General features: G+C 72.3%; 21 protein-coding genes. 16 read left to right on the top strand and 5 right to left on the bottom strand.

The window, feature by feature from the left end; genetic code table 11:
* Nucleotides 1–62: 62 nt before the first annotated feature.
* Nucleotides 63–518 carry a DUF4328 domain-containing protein gene (locus tag SJY07_RS03850; protein ID WP_380157145.1) on the top strand — a complete coding sequence of 152 codons (456 nt, stop codon included), beginning with the start codon at nucleotides 63–65 and terminating at the stop codon, nucleotides 516–518.
* A gap of 70 nt (nucleotides 519–588) precedes the next feature.
* Here SJY07_RS03850 and SJY07_RS03845 read toward each other — a convergent pair whose 3' ends face one another.
* The 4 genes from SJY07_RS03845 to map all read right to left on the bottom strand — a co-directional run bounded on the left by SJY07_RS03845 (nucleotide 589) and on the right by map (nucleotide 3,673).
* On the bottom strand, nucleotides 589–1,584 hold the full coding sequence (locus SJY07_RS03845) for an LLM class F420-dependent oxidoreductase (RefSeq protein WP_380162145.1): 996 nt from the start codon (nucleotides 1,582–1,584) through the stop codon (nucleotides 589–591).
* Nucleotides 1,585–1,643: 59 nt separating this feature from the next.
* A complete protein-coding gene (gene ppgK / locus SJY07_RS03840) occupies nucleotides 1,644–2,444 on the bottom strand; it encodes a polyphosphate--glucose phosphotransferase (RefSeq protein WP_328295557.1) in 801 nt (266 codons plus the stop codon).
* Between the two features lie 19 nt (nucleotides 2,445–2,463).
* Entirely contained in the window at nucleotides 2,464–2,658 is a 195-nt protein-coding gene (locus tag SJY07_RS03835; protein WP_328295558.1) for a PspC domain-containing protein, read from the bottom strand.
* Between the two features lie 133 nt (nucleotides 2,659–2,791).
* Nucleotides 2,792–3,673: a type I methionyl aminopeptidase gene (gene map / locus SJY07_RS03830; protein ID WP_328295559.1), complete on the bottom strand. Its 882-nt coding sequence runs from the start codon at nucleotides 3,671–3,673 to the stop codon at nucleotides 2,792–2,794.
* A gap of 54 nt (nucleotides 3,674–3,727) precedes the next feature.
* Here map and SJY07_RS03825 point away from each other — a divergent pair, with 54 nt between their 5' ends.
* From SJY07_RS03825 to SJY07_RS03755, 15 genes are all read left to right on the top strand, one after another.
* Nucleotides 3,728–3,910 (top strand): hypothetical protein, encoded by a 183-nt coding sequence (locus tag SJY07_RS03825; protein ID WP_380157142.1) that lies wholly within the window; start codon nucleotides 3,728–3,730, stop codon nucleotides 3,908–3,910.
* Nucleotides 3,911–4,156: 246 nt separating this feature from the next.
* Nucleotides 4,157–5,419, top strand: coding sequence for a toxic anion resistance protein (locus SJY07_RS03820; protein ID WP_328295561.1), 1,263 nt, complete (start codon nucleotides 4,157–4,159; stop codon nucleotides 5,417–5,419).
* Nucleotides 5,420–5,424: 5 nt separating this feature from the next.
* Nucleotides 5,425–6,315, top strand: a complete 891-nt coding sequence (locus SJY07_RS03815; RefSeq protein ID WP_380157140.1) for a hypothetical protein — start codon at nucleotides 5,425–5,427, stop codon at nucleotides 6,313–6,315.
* Between the two features lie 10 nt (nucleotides 6,316–6,325).
* Complete coding sequence (locus SJY07_RS03810; RefSeq protein ID WP_380157138.1) at nucleotides 6,326–7,171, top strand: hypothetical protein; 846 nt, start codon at nucleotides 6,326–6,328, stop codon at nucleotides 7,169–7,171.
* Between the two features lie 92 nt (nucleotides 7,172–7,263).
* A complete protein-coding gene (locus SJY07_RS03805) occupies nucleotides 7,264–8,055 on the top strand; it encodes a hypothetical protein (RefSeq protein WP_380157136.1) in 792 nt (263 codons plus the stop codon).
* Nucleotides 8,056–8,104: 49 nt separating this feature from the next.
* Nucleotides 8,105–8,899 carry an AIM24 family protein gene (locus SJY07_RS03800; RefSeq protein ID WP_328295565.1) on the top strand — a complete coding sequence of 265 codons (795 nt, stop codon included), beginning with the start codon at nucleotides 8,105–8,107 and terminating at the stop codon, nucleotides 8,897–8,899.
* Nucleotides 8,900–8,971: 72 nt separating this feature from the next.
* Nucleotides 8,972–9,547 carry a TerD family protein gene (locus SJY07_RS03795; protein WP_380157134.1) on the top strand — a complete coding sequence of 192 codons (576 nt, stop codon included), beginning with the start codon at nucleotides 8,972–8,974 and terminating at the stop codon, nucleotides 9,545–9,547.
* A gap of 135 nt (nucleotides 9,548–9,682) precedes the next feature.
* Nucleotides 9,683–10,798: a DUF475 domain-containing protein gene (locus SJY07_RS03790; protein ID WP_328295567.1), complete on the top strand. Its 1,116-nt coding sequence runs from the start codon at nucleotides 9,683–9,685 to the stop codon at nucleotides 10,796–10,798.
* 51 nt (nucleotides 10,799–10,849) lie between these two features.
* Entirely contained in the window at nucleotides 10,850–11,698 is an 849-nt protein-coding gene (locus SJY07_RS03785; RefSeq protein ID WP_380157131.1) for a hypothetical protein, read from the top strand.
* A gap of 35 nt (nucleotides 11,699–11,733) precedes the next feature.
* A complete protein-coding gene (locus SJY07_RS03780; RefSeq protein WP_328295569.1) occupies nucleotides 11,734–12,312 on the top strand; it encodes a TerD family protein in 579 nt (192 codons plus the stop codon).
* Nucleotides 12,313–12,326: 14 nt separating this feature from the next.
* Nucleotides 12,327–13,544: an HpcH/HpaI aldolase/citrate lyase family protein gene (locus SJY07_RS03775; RefSeq protein WP_380157129.1), complete on the top strand. Its 1,218-nt coding sequence runs from the start codon at nucleotides 12,327–12,329 to the stop codon at nucleotides 13,542–13,544.
* The gene (locus tag SJY07_RS03770; RefSeq protein ID WP_380157127.1) at nucleotides 13,541–14,920 is read left to right on the top strand and encodes a phosphoribosyltransferase family protein; all 1,380 of its coding nucleotides are present in this window, start codon (nucleotides 13,541–13,543) and stop codon (nucleotides 14,918–14,920) included. The genes SJY07_RS03775 and SJY07_RS03770 overlap by 4 nt, the downstream gene beginning before the upstream one ends.
* Nucleotides 14,917–16,065, top strand: coding sequence for a cysteine protease StiP family protein (locus tag SJY07_RS03765; RefSeq protein ID WP_328295572.1), 1,149 nt, complete (start codon nucleotides 14,917–14,919; stop codon nucleotides 16,063–16,065). The genes SJY07_RS03770 and SJY07_RS03765 overlap by 4 nt, the downstream gene beginning before the upstream one ends.
* Nucleotides 16,062–16,880 (top strand): HAD family hydrolase, encoded by an 819-nt coding sequence (locus SJY07_RS03760; protein WP_380157124.1) that lies wholly within the window; start codon nucleotides 16,062–16,064, stop codon nucleotides 16,878–16,880. The genes SJY07_RS03765 and SJY07_RS03760 overlap by 4 nt, the downstream gene beginning before the upstream one ends.
* 70 nt (nucleotides 16,881–16,950) lie before the next feature.
* A complete protein-coding gene (locus SJY07_RS03755) occupies nucleotides 16,951–17,796 on the top strand; it encodes a PHP domain-containing protein (RefSeq protein WP_328295574.1) in 846 nt (281 codons plus the stop codon).
* Here SJY07_RS03755 and SJY07_RS03750 read toward each other — a convergent pair whose 3' ends face one another.
* Nucleotides 17,797–18,339: a hypothetical protein gene (locus tag SJY07_RS03750; protein ID WP_328295575.1), complete on the bottom strand. Its 543-nt coding sequence runs from the start codon at nucleotides 18,337–18,339 to the stop codon at nucleotides 17,797–17,799.
* Between the last annotated feature and the right edge of the window lie 39 nt (nucleotides 18,340–18,378).

The raw sequence follows: 18,378 nt of genomic DNA, 5'->3' as shown, positions 1-18,378 counted from the left end.
GAGACGCAGGAGACCCACCGGGTCTCGCACCCAGCCCGGCGAGCAGGAGGACGCACGTCCCGGTGGCGGCCGCGGACGTCGTCTGCGCGGCGGGTCTGCTCCTGGGCGATTCCCTCGCCGGGTGGGTGGCGCTGCTGGTGGGGGGCGCGGGCTTCTCCGGCGGCCTGCTCGCCGCCCTGGTCGTCACCGCGCTCTGGCTGGGCCGGGCCCGTCGCAACGCCCAGCGCATCACCCCGGCCGTGCCGCACCGCCGGGCGGCGGTGTGGGCGTGGTTCGGCTGGTTCACGCCGATCGCGTGGTTCTTCGTCCCCCGCCAGTTGGTCGAGGACGTCTGGACCGCGTCCCGCCGTCGGGCTCCCCGGGGTGTCGAGGCACCGCTGCGGCTCTGGTGGACGGCCTGGATCCTCACCGGTCTCGGCGTCCTCGAGGCGTTGTGCCACGTCGCCGGTGTCCCGCTGTTCCGGTCCGTGGTCCACGCGGTGAACTCCGCCCAGCGACCCGACGCGGGCTCCCGCTGACCCCGACCGGAGGAGAACGGGCACTGCCGCAGGTCCCGGAACCCCTGCCCTGCAGCAGTACCCGTGACGCTCAGCCGAGCAGCGCCGGCACGACCTCGCGCTCGAACAACTCGATGCCGCTGGTGTCGGTCGCGGCCTCGGGGAAGTAGAAGTTCGCGTACCCCAGGCCCGCGTCGAGCAGGGGCCGCAACTTCTCCACGATCTGCTCCGGGGTGCCGACCCCCGCCGACCCCGGGGCGAGGCTAGCGAGGTCACGGTCGACGGCCTCGGCGCTGACGTGGGGTTCGAGTTGCGCACGGCGCGCCGCGATCCGGTCGGCGACCTCGGCCTCGTCGCGGCCGATGGCGACGTTGTAGTCGGCCGAGCGGGTGATCGTGGCGTAGTCGCGTCCGACGTCCTTGCAGTGCTGGGCCAGCACGGCGGACTTGTGCGTGAACCCTTCGAGGGTCCCGTCGAAGTTCGTGTAGTCGGCGTACTTCGCTGCGGTCAGCAGCGTCTTGCGTTCCCCGCCGCCGGCGACCCAGAGCGGGATCCCGCCCTCCTGCACGGGCAGCGGACGGTTGATGGCCCCGTCGGTGGTGTAGTGCTTGCCCGCGAAGGTGGAGATCCCCTCGGTCCACATCTGGCGCATGACCTGCACGCCCTCGTCGAGACGGGCCAGGCGCTCACCGGCACCGGGGAACCCGTAGTCGTAGGCGCGCCACTCGTGCTCGTACCAGCCCGCGCCGATCCCCATGTTGAGGCGGCCGCCGGAGACGACGTCGACCGTGGTCGCGACCTTGGCCAGGTAGGCGGGGTTGCGGTAGCTCATGCAGGTGCACATCTGCCCGAGGCGGATGCGGGAGGTCACCGCCCCGAAGGCGGCCATCAGGCTCCACGCCTCGTGGGTCGCCTGGTCGGTGGGTTCGGGAACGGTGTGGAAGTGGTCGAAGACCCAGATCGAGTCCCAGACGTCACCGCGGTCGGCGCGCTGCGCCAGACCGCTCATGACCTTCCAGTGGTCGACGGGGTCCACGCCCACCAGGTCGTGCTTCCAGCCCTGGGGAACGAAGAGCCCGAACTTCAGCCGCGGCGTCGCGTCAGTCATGGCCCGGACACTAGTGCGCCCGGGCCATGACCGGAAGGTCAGCCGCGGTCGGCCGCCCGGGCGGCGGCGAGGGCCGCCGCGCCGATGATCCCCGCGTCGTTGCGCAGGGTCGCGGGCACGATCGGGGTGCGCAGGTCCAGCAGCGGCAGGAACTTCTCGTGCTTCTTGCTCACCCCACCGCCGACGACGATGAGGTCCGGCCACAGCAGGTCCTCGAGGTGGGAGTAGTAGCGCTGCAGGCGCTTCGCCCACTGCGACCAGGAGAGGTCGTGGCGTTCGCGGGCCGCGTCGGCGGCCTTCTTCTCCGCGTCGTGACCGTCGATCTCCAGGTGCCCGAGTTCGGTGTTCGGGACGAGGCGCCCGTCGACGATGAGGGCCGTGCCGATGCCGGTGCCCAGCGTCGTCACCAGGACGACCCCGTGGACGCCCTTCGCCGCGCCGAACTGCGTCTCCGCGTACCCGGCGGCGTCCGCGTCGTTGACGACGAGGACCGGACGGCCGAGGACCTCCGAGAACAGGGTCTCCGCGTCGGTCCCGATCCAGGACTCGTCGACGTTCGCGGCGCTGCGCGCGATCCCGTGCTGGATGACGGCGGGGAAGGTGATGCCGATCGGGGTGTCCCCGGGGACGTCGAACCCGGCCAGCACCTCGGCCACGACCGGTGCCACCGCCGCGGGCGTCGCCGGCTGCGGGGTCTCGATCCGCACGCGCTCGGCGGCGAACTCACCGGCCTCCAGGTCGACCGGGGCCGCCTTGATGCCGGAACCTCCGATGTCCACCCCGAGACCGACCCTGCCGGTCGGGGGGGTGGTCGTTGCGTGCGTCTCGCTGCTGGTCACGAGCGCGAGCCTAGGCCCGTCAGCGACCGGTGTCCTTCGGCATGACGATCCACAGCGCGATGTACACGAGGAACTGCGGTCCGGGCAGGATGCAGGAGGCGACGAACAGCGCCCGCACGACGTTGCTGGACAGTCCGAACCGGCGTCCGAGGCCGGCGCAGACGCCGGCGATCAGCTTGCCGGAGGTCGGGCGGGAGAGGTCGGTGCTGCTCACGGGTGGGGCTCCTTCGGGTCGTCCGCCGGGGTGTGCCGGCTACGACCATCCAACGCCCCGGCCCCCGCCCCCGTCGCGCTACCCAGGGCTGATCTTCACGCCACCGACCACGACCTGGGGGCTACGCCCGGGGTCACGGAAGGGTGAGGATCTCCGCGCCCGTGTCGGTCACCACGAGGGTGTGCTCGAACTGCGCGGTGCGCTTGCGGTCCTTCGTGACGACCGTCCAGCCGTCCTCCCACATGTCCCAGTCGTGGGTGCCCAGCGTCAGCATCGGCTCGATGGTGAAGACCATGCCCGGCTCCATCACCAGCGCGTGCGAAGGTGCGGCGTCGTAGTGGGGGACGATCAGCCCGGTGTGGAAGGCCGGCCCGACGCCGTGGCCGGTGAAGTCGCGCACGACCCCGTACCCGAAGCGCTTGGCGTACTTCTCGATGACCCGGCCGATGACGTTGATGGCCCGTCCCGGTGCGACGGCCTTGATGCCCCGCATCGTCGCCTCGTGGGTGCGCTCGACGAGCAGCCGGGACTCCTCGTCGACGTCGCCGCAGAGGTAGGTCGCGTTGGTGTCGCCGTGCATCCCGTCCAGGTAGGCGGTGATGTCCAGGTTCACGATGTCGCCGTCCTGGAGCACCGTGGAGTCCGGGATCCCGTGGCAGATGACCTCGTTGACGCTGCTGCACAACGCCTTCGGGAACGCCCGGTAGCCCAGCGTCGACGGGTAGGCGCCGTGGTCGCAGAGGAACTCGTGCCCGATCCGGTCCAGCTCGTCGGTCGTCGTGCCCGGGACGATGCTCTCGGCCACCAGGGCCATCGCCTGCGCCGCGAGCTTGCTGGAGCGTCGGATGCGCTCGATGCCCTCGGCGTCGATGACGTTCGGGCCCTTGTAGGGCAGCGGCGCCTGCTGGTCCACGTACTCCGGGCGCTCGATCTGCGGTGGGACCGGCCGGCGCGGGGAGATCGTGCCGGGCACCAGCGTGCCGAGGGGTGCGGTGGTGGAGGTGCCCGTGCTCATGGGGTGGAGTCTAGGTCGGGTGCGCACTCGGCCCCCACGCGCCAGGATGCCTCCATGGCGACGCAGTGGTTCTACGACGTGAACACCGGTGAGGTCCAGGAGCTGGAGAAGCGGGGGCAGAACAAGGACCTGCTCGGGCCCTACGCCTCCCGTGCGGAGGCCCAGCACGCGCTGGAGTCGGCGCGGGCGCGCACCGAGGAGAACGACCGCAAGGACCACGAGGAGAACGACTGGTGACCCCGGGATCCCCCTGATCGTGGCGCTACCGCGGTAGGGGGGACCCCTGACCTGCGCCGCGCGTCGTCCGGGGTCGTCCCCGACGGGAGGACGACGGGCGCCGCGGATCTCTCCACCGAGGGGTGGATGCCCCGGGCCCTCACCCTGAGCCAGGATCGGACGACCGCACGTGGCGGACCTAGGATCGGCAACGAGCCCGGGGGAGGCGCGGGTGGCACGCACGGAGCACACGAGGGGAACCGCCTGATGTCGGAGTCGCTGGACCTGAGCAAGCCGCTGAACCCGCCGGCCGCACCGGCGACGCCGCCGGTCTCGGACCTGCAGCTGACCCCGCCCGCACCGGTGCCGGTGGTGGCCGACGAGCAGGCCGAGGGCATGATCCCGCTCGACGAGGCCACCCGGGTCGAGCTGCAGCGCAAGGCGCAGGCCTTCGTCGCCGACCTCGCGGCGCAGGACCCGCGCAGTCCCGCCTTCCAGAAGAAGGTCGACGACATCACGCGCATGGGGGAGCAGGAGGTCCGCTCCTCCGCGCAGGTCTCGAACCGGATGCTGGAACGCCCGCAGTCCAGCCTCGCCGGCGCCAAGGGGCAGAAGGCGAAGGGGCCGGGCGCCGACGCGCAGGTGAAGGTCGCGAACACGCTGCTGGAACTGCGCCAGACGGTCACCAGCCTCGATCCCGGCCGCGCCGACCTGCACGGGGCGAAGAAGATCCTCGGGATCATCCCGATGGGCAACAAGATCCAGCGCTACTTCGAGCGCTACCAGGACGCCCAGAGCCAGCTCGACGCGATCATCAAGGCGCTCGCGAGCGGTCAGGACGAGCTGCGCAAGGACAACGCCTCGATCGAGTCCGAGAAGCAGAACCTGTGGACCACGATGGGCAAGCTCACCGAGTACTCCACGCTGGCCAAGGCGCTGGACGCCGCGACGGTGGCGAAGATCGACGAGGTCCGGGCCACCAACCCGCAGGCCGCCGACGCGCTCACCTCCGACGCGCTCTTCCCGATCCGGCAGCGCCACCAGGACCTGCTGACCCAGCTCGCCGTCAGCGTGCAGGGGTACCTCGCGCTGGACCTGGTGCGCAAGAACAACATCGAGCTCATCAAGGGGGTCGACCGGGCGCAGACGACGACCGTCGCGGCGCTGCGGACCGCCGTGATCGTCGCGCAGGCGCTGGCCAACCAGAAGCTCGTGCTCGACCAGATCAACGCCCTGAACTCGACGACGAACCAGATGATCCTGTCGACGTCGGAGATGCTCAAGCAGCAGACCGGGCAGATCCACGAACAGGCCTCGACGGCGATGGTGGACGTCGCGACGCTGCAGAAGGCGTTCGACAACGTCTTCGCGACGATGGACGCCATCGACACGTTCAAGCAGCAGGCCGTCGTCAGCATGGCGAACACCGTCGACGCCCTCGAGGGTCAGGTGCACCGCTCGCGCTCCTACCTCGAGCGGGCGCGCAACGGTGAGCAGGGCTCCGGTCCGGCGCTCGAAGGTCCACGGTGAGTTCCGTGGCCCCGTCCCGGCCCGACCAGCGCCCCTCGCGGGCGTTGCGGCGGGCAGCGGCGGTCGAGGGGAAGGTCGTGCGACGCGGCCCGGCGCAGGCGCCGCCGGAACTCGTGTCGCGTCGGCTGCGGAGCCGGACGTGGCGGGCGGCGAACTCCTGGTGGCTGGCGATCCCCGCGGTCGGGTTGCCCTGGTTGTCGTTCCTCTACATGGGGTTGCGCGGACGTCGGGCCCGGTGGGTCTTCGCCGCGGTGGCCTACGCCGCCGCGATGAGCGGTGCCGCCACGGCCGTGGCGGCGCAGGGTTGGTGGTTGTGGCTGGGCATCTTGCTCGGCGCGGGCACCTGGGGATTGGGTCTGGTGCACTCCGTCATGGCGAACTCGACGTGGCTGCGGCTCAAGGCGGCCTTCACGGGCGAACCCGTGCTGGAGCAGAGCTCCCCGGCCCCGGTGGAACCGGCGGCCCCGGTGGATCCCGTCGTGGGTCTGCAGAACTCGCTGCGCGAGGTCGTGCGGATCGCCAACCGCAACGGTGGTCGGCTGCCGGACGGCGCCGTCCCGGCGGTCCGGGAGATCGAGGACGTGCTCAAGCCGCTGCTGGCCCACGTCGCCAAGCGCGGGGCGGACGTCGAGGAACTGCACAACCTCGAGGCGATCCTCACCGAGTACCTCCCCGGGGCCCTCGACCACTACCTCGACCTGCCCGAGGACTACGCCCTCACCAACCGCGGTCCCTCGGGCTCCACGCCGGCCGAGGAACTCGTGACCCAGCTCCGCCTCCTGGTGGACGGCGCGAAGGACCTGCAGCGCGCGGTCTACGACCACGACGCGCAGAAGCTGTCGGTCCAGGGCCGGTTCCTGGACGCGAAGTTCCGTCGTTCCGACCTGGACCTGTAGGGGGTGCGCCGTGGGCGTCGAGCTCGGCAAGGGTGACGAGCGGGGGACCTCGCACCGCGAGGACGTACCCCAGGTGCGCTCGGACGGGCCGGTCGCGCGGACGACGCCGGTGCCGGCGCCGTACGAGAAGCGGGAACCCTCGGTGCCCGAGGACGACTCGTCGGGCCTCAGTCCCCATGCGATGCGGTTGTTCAACGCCGCGTGGGTGGCGGGGTGGATCGTCGCCTTCTCGACCGGCAAGCTGTGGTGGGTCGGTCTGATCATGTTGATGATGCAGGGGGCCGTGTTCAGCTACGTCAAGAAGGAGGGCGTTCCCTGGGCGGGGCCGCACCGGGCGGAACGCAGGGTCCGCCGGCTCGAGCGGCACCGCGACCGGCACGGCCGAGGACGGCTGTCGGCAGAGGAGCGCGTCGAGACTCCGCAGCTGCCGGACCCCGTCTCCACCGCCGAACGCCGCCTCGCCGCGGCGGTCGTGCGCGCCGAGACCACGGGTGGGCGTCTCGACGCCGAGTCCGTGGACCTCGTCCGCGAGGTCGATCGCCTGCTCCGCCCGCTGCTGGCGAACCTGCGCACCCGCGACGCCGACCCGCAGGTCCGCCACGACCTGGAGACCCTCGCGGGGGAGCACCTCCCGCGGGCGATCGACGACTACCTCGTCCTGCCCGACGACTACGCCCACGAGCACCGGACGGCGGCGGGCACGACCCCCGCCGACGAGCTGCGCGCTCAGCTGCACCTGCTCGTCGAGGGCTGTCGTCAGCTCCGTGATTCGGTCCTCAGCCGTGACGTGGACCGTCAGCAGCAGCAGAGCCGCTTCCTCGAGGCGAAGTTCCGCCGCTCCGACCTGGACCTGTGACGGGGGTCGCGGTGGGCATCGAGCTGAGCAGGGGCGAGGGCTCCCGCGACGGATCCCACGACGGATCCCGAGACGACGCACCACGTCGCGCGGTGCTGCCCGAGCGGGAGGTCGAGGTCATCGGGCCGAACGACCTCGAACCCCGGCTCGGCGCGACCCTGCCGGTCCTCGGCTGGATCTCCGACCCGGCGTTCCAGCTCTTCCGCTTCGTCGGCCTCGGCGGGTGGATCGTCCTCTACGCCACGCTCGGGCCGCACGGTCTGTGGTGGGTCGGGTTCCTGGCCATGTGGGCCTGGATCGCGGCGAACGTCGCCTACGAGAACGAGTCCCGTCGGCGGCGCCGGCTGCGACGGCACTACCGGCGGGCCCTGAAGTACGCGCTGATCTCCCCGAACCCCGTCCTGCTCCGCCCCGAGGAACCCGCCCACCCTGCGCCGGTGGCTCCCGTGGCCCAGAGCCCGGCGGTCAGCGCCGCCGAACGCGCGCTCGTCGTCACGGTGCGCCGGGTGGACACCGCGGTGGACCGCTTCGAGCGGACCGACGTCGTCCTGGTGCACGAGGTCGCCGAACTGCTCGGCCCGTTGCTGCTGCGCATCGCCGAACGCGGCGGCGACCCCCAGGTCCGCCACGACCTCGAGACCCTGGCGGGGGAGCACCTGCCCCGCACCGTCGAGGACTTCCTCGCCCTGCCGGCCGACGTGGCGCGCACCAGCCGCAACGCCTCCGGCACCACCCCGGCGGAGGAGCTGCGCACCCAGCTGCACCTCATGGTCGAGGGGTGCCGGCAGCTGCGGGACTCCGTCCTCTCCGCCGACGTCGACCGTCAGCAGCAGCAGAGCCGGTTCCTGGAGGCGAAGTTCCGCCGCGGCGACCTGGACCTCTGACCACGACGACCAGATCCCCGGACCCGACGAGTGCGGTAGGAAAGAGACCATGACCCTCGACGTGCAGCTCGTCGGTTCCACGACCCAGATGGCCGTCGTGACCCTGCGCCCCGGCCAGACGCTGTACTGCGAGGCGGGGAAGTTCCTCTTCTCCTCCGGCGACGTCGTCATGGAGACCAAGCTCAGCGCCCCCGGCGGCAAGGGCGAGAGCGGCGGGCTCGGCGGCCTGCTGCGCGGAGCGGCCAACGCCGGCAAGCGGATGCTCGCGGGGGAGTCCTTCGCCTTCCAGCACTTCCACACCCCCGGCGGGGACGGGCTGCTCGGTCTCGCGGGGGTGCTGCCCGGCGAGATGCGCCACCTCGAGCTCGACGGGGGCACGACGTGGTTCGCCGAGAAGGACGCCTTCGTCGCGGCCGAGGCCGGGGTGAACTTCGACATCGCCTTCTCCGGCATGGGGCAGGGGCTGATGGGCGGGGAGGGGTTCATCCTCGAGAAGTTCACCGGCCGCGGCTCGCTGCTCATCGCCGGGGCCGGCGACTTCATCGACATCAACCCCGCCGACTACGGCGGCACGATCCGCGTCGACACCGGGTGCATCGTCGCGTGGGACGACCGCATCACCTACGGCGTCGAGACCGTCGGCCGGCTCAACCGGCAGGGGATCATGAGCGCCGTCTTCGGCGGAGAGGGCATGACCCTCGCCACGCTGCGCGGCAACGGGCGGGTCATCCTGCAGTCCGTCACCATCGAGGCCTTCGCCAAGGCCCTGGTCAAGAACACGGCCAAGCCGGACCAGCAGGGCCTCGGGGCCCTGGGAGGGTTGTTCTCGGGCTCGCGCGACTGAGCGCGGGCACTCATCGGGCCCCGTGATCGTTGGGCCCTTCGCAAGCACCACCAGACGAACGGAGCGAACACCATGGGCGTCAGCCTCAGCAAGGGCGGCAACGTCTCCCTCACCAAGGAAGCGCCGGGGATGACCAAGGCCGTCATCGGCCTGGGCTGGGACTCCAACAGCTTCACCGGCTCGGAGTTCGACCTCGACGCGCAGGCCATCATGGTCGGCGCCGACGGCAAGGTCCCCAACGACGGGTTCTTCGTCTTCTTCAACCAGCTGAAGTCCCCCGAGGGCTCCGTCGAGCACACCGGTGACAACCGGACCGGCGAGGGCGACGGCGACGACGAAGCCATCAACGTCGACCTCTCCCTCATCCCGGCCGAGATCGAGAAGGTCGTCTTCACCGTCGCTATCTACGACGCCGACACCCGCAAGCAGTCCTTCGGCCAGGTCCGCAACGCCTTCATCCGCGTCGTGAACGCCGAGGGGAGCACCGAGGTCGCACGCTACGACCTGACCGAGGACGCCTCGACCGAGACCGCCATGGTCTTCGGCGAGCTGTACCGCAACGGCTCGGACTGGAAGTTCCGCGCCGTCGGCCAGGGCTACGCCGACGGTCTGCGCGGCATCGCGTCGGACTTCGGCGTCAGCGTCTGACCCGCTGACCGCACCCACCGCACGCAGGACGGCGCCCGGCAGTCAGCCGTGCGCCGTCCGTGCGTGTGGTGTGCGGCTCGTGAGAGGGTTTCCCGTCCGGCCCGAGTGGGCTCCGCACGAACAGGAAGCTGACCGTTGATCCTCAAGACCTACGGGTGGGCCTTCGGCGTCACCGCGCTGGGCCTCGTCCTGGCCGTCCTCTACGACGGCGCGGCGGGCATCGGCCTCGTCGCCATCCTGGCCGTCCTCGAGATCAGCCTCTCCTTCGACAACGCCGTCGTCAACGCCACCGTCCTGCGACGGATGAACGACTTCTGGCAGAAGATCTTCCTCTCCGTCGGCATCATCATCGCCGTCTTCGGGATGCGACTCGTCTTCCCGCTGCTGCTCGTGGGCATCACGGCCTCGCTGAACCCCGTCGACGCCGTCAAGCTCGCGCTCGAGAAGGGGCCGGTCGACGAGCCGGGGACCTACGGCTACCTGCTGAACGCCGCGCACCCCACGATCGCGGCCTTCGGCGGCATGTTCCTGCTGATGCTCTTCCTCAACTGGATCTTCGGGGAGAAGGAGCACCACTGGCTCGGCCCGATCGAGCGCTTCCTGGAGAAGATCGGCCAGGTCGAGGCCATGTCGGTCATCGTCGGCGGCACGGTCCTCTTCCTCGTGGCCGAGACCTTCGCCACCGACCACGCCCAGACGGTGCTGGCCTCCGGCGTCCTCGGCATGGTCGTGTACCTGCTGGTCAACGGTCTCGGTGAGCTCTTCAACATAGAGGAGGACGACGACTCCGACGACGAGGAGGAGTTCGGCCAGTCCACCCCGGCCCGCAAGGGTCCCTCCGAGATCGCGAAGGTCGGCGGCAAGGCCGCGTTCTTCCTCTTCCTCTACCTCGAGGTCCTCGACGCGTCGTTCTCCTTCGACGGGGTCATCGGCGCCTTCGCCATCACCAACGACGCGATCATCATCGCGATCGGCCTGGGCGTCGGCGCCATGTACATCCGGTCGATGACCGTCCACCTCGTCCGCGAGGGCACCCTCTCGATGTACCCCTACCTCGAGAACGGTGCGCTCTGGGCGATCGGGGCCCTGGCCGCGATCCTGCTCTACAGCATCGAGCACGAGGTGCCCGAGGTCGTCACCGGTCTCATCGGTGTCGCGTTCATCGTGGCGGCCCTCATCACCTCGATCGTGCACAACCGTTCCCACCCCGAGGACGCGCACCTGGACAAGTCGCCCTCGCACGCGAGCTGACGCAGCGCCGGGGACGAGGGGGAAGGGCATCGCGGGACGGGAGGACGAACGGTGAGCGGCACGAGGAACGACCGGCCGGCGGAGGAGGTCCACAACTTCCTCGGCCGACCGGGGCGGGCACGCAGCCCGCGGACCTTCGCCGACCACCTGAACCCGCCCCGCCCCGTCCCGGTGCGCGCGAAGCCAACTGCGTCGCCGGGGCCGCCGGCGCCCCGGCCGGTTCCCGCTCCCGTGCTCCCACGGGTGCGGGAACCCGTGCCGGCGCCGGCCGCGGTCGTCGGGCAGGCCCGGGCCAGCGAGCGCCGCATCGTCCTCGACGACGAACACCCGTCCCACACCATCACCGCCGCGGAGCGTTCGACCGGGTCGCTGCGCATCACCCTGCGCTGGGACCAGCTCGTCACCTCCGCCGGACTGCACCGTTCGTCCGACGTCCACCTGGGGTGCCTCTGGGAGACGCGCGACCGTCACGCGGGTGCGTTGCAGTCCCTGGGTGAACTCCTCGCCGCGCCCGGGTTCGGGGCACGTCAGGTCCTGCGCCTGGGCCCCCGCAGCGAACAGGAGGGCGAGGAGGTCCTCGCCGACGCCGCCCACCTCGACCTGCTGCGCCGGATGGTCTTCTACGTCTACGCGCAGGGAACCCAGCCCCCGGACTACGCGCGACTGGCGCCGCACCTGACGCTGGCCCGTCGCGGTGGGGGAACGCTGCAGATGTGGACCGGCGAACCACCCCCCGACGCGCGCACCTGCGTCATCGCCTCCGTGCACGACGTCGCCGGCGACCTCGTGCTCCGCCGCGAGAACGAGTTCTTCCCCGGTCCGGTCCGAGACGTCGCGCTCGCCTACGGCTTCGACGACCTCGACTGGAACCACGAGGGCACCGTCCCGCGTCCTTCCTGAGGACCACCCGCACCACCACGAGAGAGGGGCCACCCGTGGCCGTCAGTCTGAACAAGGGCCAGAAGCTGTCGCTGGAGAAGTCCGGCGGTGGCACCCTCACCCGGGTCTTCATGGGTCTCGGCTGGGACGCCGTCGCCAAGGGCCTCTTCCGCAAGAAGTCGATCGACGTCGACCTCGACGCCAGCTGCCTGCTCTTCGACAGCGCGGGCAAGCTCGTCGACGAGGTGTGGTTCCAGCAGCTGCGCAGCAAGGACGGCTCGATCACCCACACCGGGGACAACCTCACCGGTGAGGGCGACGGCGACGACGAGACCATCTACGTCGACCTGCCCGCCGTGCCCGCGCAGGTCACGACCCTGGTCTTCACCGTCTCCAGCTTCACCGGCCAGGACTTCTCCCAGGTCCAGAACGCCGTCTGCCGGGTCGTCGACGCCGCGCAGCCGCAGGAGGTCGAACTGGCCCGCTACGAGCTCTCCGACGCCGGCCCGCACACGGCGCAGATCATGGCCAAGCTGACCCGCGAGGGGTCGGGCTGGGCCGTGACGGCCATCGGCGCCCCCGCCAACGGCCGCCACATCCGCGACCTGCGCGACGCCGTCGCCGCCCACGTCTGAACCTCCTCGACACCGTGCGGCACTTCGCCACCCTCGACGCGGAGCAGAAGGACCAGCTCTTCCTGCACCCTCCGCAGCCGGTCGACGTCACCGCCGGGCGCGACGAACTCGCCGTCGCGCTCGGCGCCACGTTGTACTGCCCCGCGACGCGCGAGCGTCTCGCCGGCGATCTCGTCCGCCTCGCCCGCCGGGGCGTCATGTCGGCCGTCGCCTGCCTGGAGGACTCCGTCCCCGACCACCGCGTCGCCGAGGCCGAGGAGATCCTCGTCCGGGAACTGCGCGGCCTCGCCACCGCGCCGGAGTGGCGCGACGGTGCCCCCCTGATGCTCTTCATCCGCACCCGCACCCCGCAGCAGCTGCTCAGCGTCGTCGAGCGCAGCGGGGTGGGCCTGGACTGCCTCACGGGCTTCGTCCTCCCCAAGTTCGGCGGCGCCGGCCAGCCCTCGCCCGACGAGTGGCTCGAAGCCGTCGGGACGGCCTCCGAACGGGCCGGGCGCCGGCTGTGGGCCATGCCGGTCCTGGAGAGCCGCGACGTCGCGCACCTCGACACCCGCCACGCCGCGCTGTTCGCCATCCGCGACGTCCTCGACGCCCACCGCGACGTCGTCCTCGCCGTCCGCACCGGGGCGACGGACCTCTCCGCCGCCTACGGCCTGCGCCGCCCCCGCGGCTCCACCGTCTGGGACGTCCGCGTCGTCGCCGACGTCCTCGGTGACGTCATCAACGTCCTCGGCCGGGCCGACGGCAGCGGGTACCCGATCACGGCCCCCGTGTGGGAGCACTTCTCCTCCGGCGAACGCGTCTTCCGCACCTCCCTCGCGGCCAGCCCGTTCGCGGAGTCCGGCAACGAGGAGCTGCGCGAGCAGCTCATCGCGGACGACCTCGACGGTCTCGTCCGCGAACTCGTCCTCGACCGGGTCAACGGGTTGCAGGGCAAGACGGTCATCCACCCCAGCCACGTCGCCGTCGTGCACGCGATGTCCGTCGTCACCCACGAGGACTTCTGCGACGCCTCCGACGTGCTCGCCCAGCACGGGGGCGGCGCGATGGCCTCCACCTACCGGAACAAGATGAACGAGGCCGGCCCGCACCGCCCCTGGGCCGAACGCGTCCTCGCCCGCGCCGACGCCTTCGGGGTCGCCCGTGAGGACATCTCCTACGCCCACCTGCTGCAGGCGCAGGACGACTCCTGGCGGGCCGTGCGTGCCGCCCTCGACGGGGTCCGCGCGTGAACCTCGCCGCCCCGCACCCGAGCGCGCGCTGGGTCGGGGAACGGCTCGGCGTCCACGTCGAGGGCCCGCCCGGCACCGACGGCCTGACCGTGCACGACCTCCTCGGGCTCGCGCTGCGCCGCAACCCGAAACGGGCGCACCTGCTGGTCAGCCACGTCCTCGGCAAGCACGTCCCCACCGACCCCCGCCTCGTCCGGGCCGCCGGGCTGCGGCTCGGGGCCCGCGTCGCGGAGCTCCTCGGCGTCCCCGACGCCCCCGTGCTGGACGCGCCGACGTGGCGGGCGGCGCTCGCGGGCGATGAGCGGGCCACGGCGGCGGTCGACGCCGTGGTCCGGCGGCCCCCGGCCCGCCCCGACGCCCTGGTCATCGGCTACGCCGAGACCGCCACGGGCCTCGGGCACACGGTGGCGGACGCGCTGGGCTGCGCGGGTCTGCACTCCACCCGTCGCGCGGTGCCCGAGGCGATCGACTACGCGGGTTTCGAGGAGGAGCACTCCCACGCGAGCGGCCACCAGCTGCTGCCGTGCGAACCGGCCGTGCTGGCGGCGCTGGCCGATCCGGACGCGCCGGTCGTGCTCGTCGACGACGAGCTGTCCACCGGCCGCACCGTGGCGAACACCCTGCGCGTCCTGCATGCCAGGGCCCCGCACCGCCACTACGTCGTCGCGGGCCTGGTGGACGTGCGCTCCGCGGCCGACCACGACCGGTTGGTGGACCTGGCCGAGGAGCTGGGGACCCGCATCGACGTCGTGAGCCTGACGCAGGGACGGGTGGAGCTGCCCGCGGACGTGCTGGCCCGGGGCACGGCCCTGGTCGCGGACGCCGCGCCCGTGCTGCCCGGGGCGGGTCGTCCCGGCGACGTGGTCCCGGTCGCGGTCGACTGGCCGGCCGGTGTCCCGACGACGGGCCGGTTCGGCACCGCGCCGGAGCACGCGGAACCCCTGGCCGGGGCGGACCTGGTGCGCCACCTGCTGCCGGAGGTCCACGCGGCCGGTTCCGTCCTCGTGCTGGGGTCGGAGGAACTGCTGCACGCCCCGCTGGCGGTGGCGGTGCAGCTCGCCGAACGTCACCCGGGGGAGGTGCGGTTCTCCTCCACGACCCGCTCACCCGTGCTCGCCGTCGACGACCCCGGCTACGCGGTGCGCAGTTCGGTGGCGTTCGTCTCCCACGACCCGGTGCTCGACGGGCCGGGAATCCGCTACGCCCACAACGCGACCCGCGCCGGTGGGTGGGACGCGATCGTGCTCGTGCTCGACTCCGCCTCGACACCCGCCGACCTGCACGCCCCCGACGGGGTGCTCGCCGCCCTGGCCCCGCTGACGTCGCGGCTGCTGCTCGTGACCCTGCCCGCTGATTCCTGGAGAAGCTCCCCGTGACGTCCACGCCCGCCCCGCTGTCGGGGCCGCAGTTCGGTTCCTACCTCCCCGACGAGGTGAGCTGGCTGCTCACCGACCTGTCCGGGGTGGAACTGGAGGCCCCGGCGGAGGAGCGCGAGGAGGCGATCCAGAGCGGCGGCGCGCACTACGCGGAGTCCCTGCCCGTGGAGTACCAGCCGAGCGCGGAGTACCGGAAGCTGTTCGCCGACGCGCTGGAGCGCACGGCGCGCCGGGTCGCGCTGGGGGTGGGCGTCGTCGCGGAACTGCTGCGCGCCGAACGCGGTGACGACCTGCTGCTCGCCTCGCTGGCCCGTGCCGGCACCCCCGTGGGGATCCTGCTGCGGCGCTGGGCGATCCGGCAGGGGTTGCACTGGCCGCACGTCGCGGTCTCGATCGTGCGCGGCCGGGGGATCGACGAGGTCGCCCTGCGCTGGATCGCGGCGCACCACGACCCCGCCTCCGTCGTGTTCGTCGACGGCTGGACGGGCAAGGGCGCCATCGTGCGGGAACTGTCCGCCGCCCTGGAGCGGTTCGGGGGTTTCAGCGACGACCTGGCCGTGCTCGCCGACCCCGGCCACTGCGTGCGGACGTTCGGGACCCGCGAGGACTACCTGATCCCCTCGGCCTGCCTGAACTCGACGGTCTCGGGTCTGGTGAGCCGCACCGTGCTGAACGAACGGCTGCTCGCGCCCGGGCAGTTCCACGGGGCGAAGTTCTACGCCGACCTCGCCCCGGCGGACGAGTCGAACCGGTTCCTGGACGTCGTGAGTTCCTGGTTCGACGACGTCGCGGCCGAGGTCCCCGCCGTGGTCGAGGGGTTGCGCTCGGGGGATCGCACGGCGAGCTTCACCGGGTGGGCCGAGGTCGAGCGGGTGAGCGAGCACTACGGCATCGGGGACGTGAACCTGGTGAAACCCGGGGTGGGGGAGACGACGCGCGTGCTGCTGCGGCGGGTGCCGTGGCGGGTCCTCGTGCGTCCGGCGTCGGAACTGTCGCACCCCGACGACCTGGCCCACGTGCGGTTGCTCGCCGACCAGCGCGGTGTCGTCGTCGAGGAGGTCCCCGGGTTGTCCTACTCCGCGATCGGCCTCATCCACCCGCGGTTCACCCGCGGGGCGACCGGTGCGGACGGGCTGGCGGTGTGACGGTCCTCGCGGCCAGCGACCTCGACCAGACGCTGGTGTTCTCCGCCCGCTCCGCGGGAGTCCCGGTCGCGGGTCTGGTGGAGGTCGAGGAGTACCAGGGGCGCGCCATCTCCTACGTCACCCCCGCGGCGTGGGCCCTGCTCGGTTCCCTCGTGGCCTCCGACCGGTTCGTCCCCGTGACGACGCGGACCCCCGAGCAGTACGCACGGATCCGCTGGCCCGGTGCCGCCCCGCGCCACGCCGTGTGCGCGAACGGCGGGGTGCTGCTGACCTCCGGGCGCCCCGACGCGGCGTGGGCCGCGGCGGTGCAGGAACGGTTGTCCGGGTGCGCCCCCCTGGCCGAGGTGCACGCGGAACTCCTCCGGTTGGCCGGGGACCTGGTCCGGGCCGTCCCGGGGTCGGAGGAGCCCGCCGTGCGCAGCGTCCCGGACCTGTTCTGCTACGTGGTCCTCCGCGACGGTCAGCGGGCGGAACTCGAAGGGCCCCGGCTCGGGGAACTCGTCGCGTCGATGGACGGGTGGGGGTACACCGTCTCGTTGCAGGGGCGGAAGCTGTACGCCGTGCCGCGGCCGCTGACGAAGGCCGCCGCCGTCGCCGAGGTCGTCTCCCGTTGCGGTGCCTCGGGTTTCGTCTCGGCGGGGGACTCCCTCCTCGACGTGGACCTGCTGGTGGCGGCGCAGGAGTCGCGCCGTCCCCGCCACGGGGAACTCTTCCGGGCCGGTTGGGAGCACGCAGGCGCCGAACTCACCGGCGCCACCGGCGCCGCGGCGGGCGAGGAGATCGCGGCGTGGTTGCTCGCCCGACTGGGCAGCTGAGCAGTGGCGCAGTGGTCGATGCCGTCGGCGGTCTGGCGTCCAGGCACCGGAACCCGGCAGCATGGCGCCGGTGAACCTCCCCGCCGACGACCACGTCCACTCGCGGTTCTCCTGGGACGCCGTCGCGGGTGACCTGGAGGGGACCTGCGCCCGGGCTCTCGAGCTGGGTCTGCCGGCGATCTCGTTCACCGAGCACGTCGACCTCGACGCGTGGTCGGCGCCGGAGGGTGGGTGGACGTGGCCCGCCGGGGTGCGCGGCACCATCGACGAGCACGGTCGGTTCCTCGGTGCGCCCCTCGAGGTCGACGCCTACCTCGCCGCGATCGAGCGCTGCCGCACGCTCTTCCCGCAGTTGCGGATCCGGTCGGGCATCGAGTTGTCCGAGGGGCACCGTCACCCCGCCGCGGTGCGCGACCTGCTGCAGCGGGGGTTCGAGCGGGTGGTGGGTTCCGTGCACTCGCTGCCGGACCTGACCGCTCCCGGGAACCGGACGGAGGTCCGCGGGGCCTACGACCAGCGGGTTCCCCTGGATGTCGTGCGCGGGTACCTGCACGAGGTGGAGGTGATGGCCTCCGGCGACGCGCCCTTCGAGGTGCTCGGGCACATCGACTACGCGGCCCGCGCCTGGCCCCGGTCCGCCGGTCCGCTGCCCTGGGACGTCCTCGAGGAACAGGTCCGTCACACCCTCTCCGTCCTCGCCGCGTCTGGACGGGCGCTGGAGGTGAACACCCGGATGCCGCTCGACCTCCGCGTCGTCCGCTGGTGGCACGACGTGGGGGGTGCGGCAGTCGCGTTCGGCAGCGACGCGCACGACCCGACAGAACTCGCCCGGCGCTTCCCCGAGGTCGCCTCCGCCGTCGCGACGTGCGGGTTCCGCCCGGCCGAGGATCCGACGGCGCTCTGGGGCCGGGGCTGATCAGGACCGCCCGCTCCGCCGGTACCGGGTCAGCAGGAGGACCGCGGTCAGGACCGCGACGGCCCAGACGCTCACCTGCACCCCGAGCGCCTCGGGGTGCAGGCCGCCGCCCGGTGGGCGGAGAACCATCTCCAGCGCGGCCCCGGCCGGGACGACCAGCCGGGCCGACAGACCGAGCCGGTCCGGGCGCCGGAGCTGGGAGCCGACGAGGCCCAGGAGGGGGCAGAGCACCAGGCTGACCGCCCACCAGGACAGGTCCGCCCGCAGCGCCGACACCAGCGGCGCACCGCGGACGACCGCGTCCGTGGCGTCGAAGGCGAACAACGCGCACCCCGCGGCCAGCCACCCGGTCACGGCGCCCAGGACCGGCCGCGCGACGAGGGCACCCACCAGCACCGACAACCCCGCCCAGGCCCACCCCGCGTTCAGCAGGTACCCGCCGAACCTCGCCGCCGGGTGCTCGGCCAGGTTCACGAGCCCCGCGGTGAGGCAGCCGAAACCCACGGCGACGGCGAGGGCGATCGGCAACCTGCGGGTGGGCACCCCTCGACGCTAGGGACGCGGACGACCACCGGTCGGGCC

This window comes from Kineococcus sp. R86509 (assembly GCF_042466365.1).
GTDB lineage: Bacteria > Actinomycetota > Actinomycetes > Actinomycetales > Kineococcaceae > Kineococcus.
This window is presented reverse-complemented; position numbering and strand designations above follow the sequence as displayed.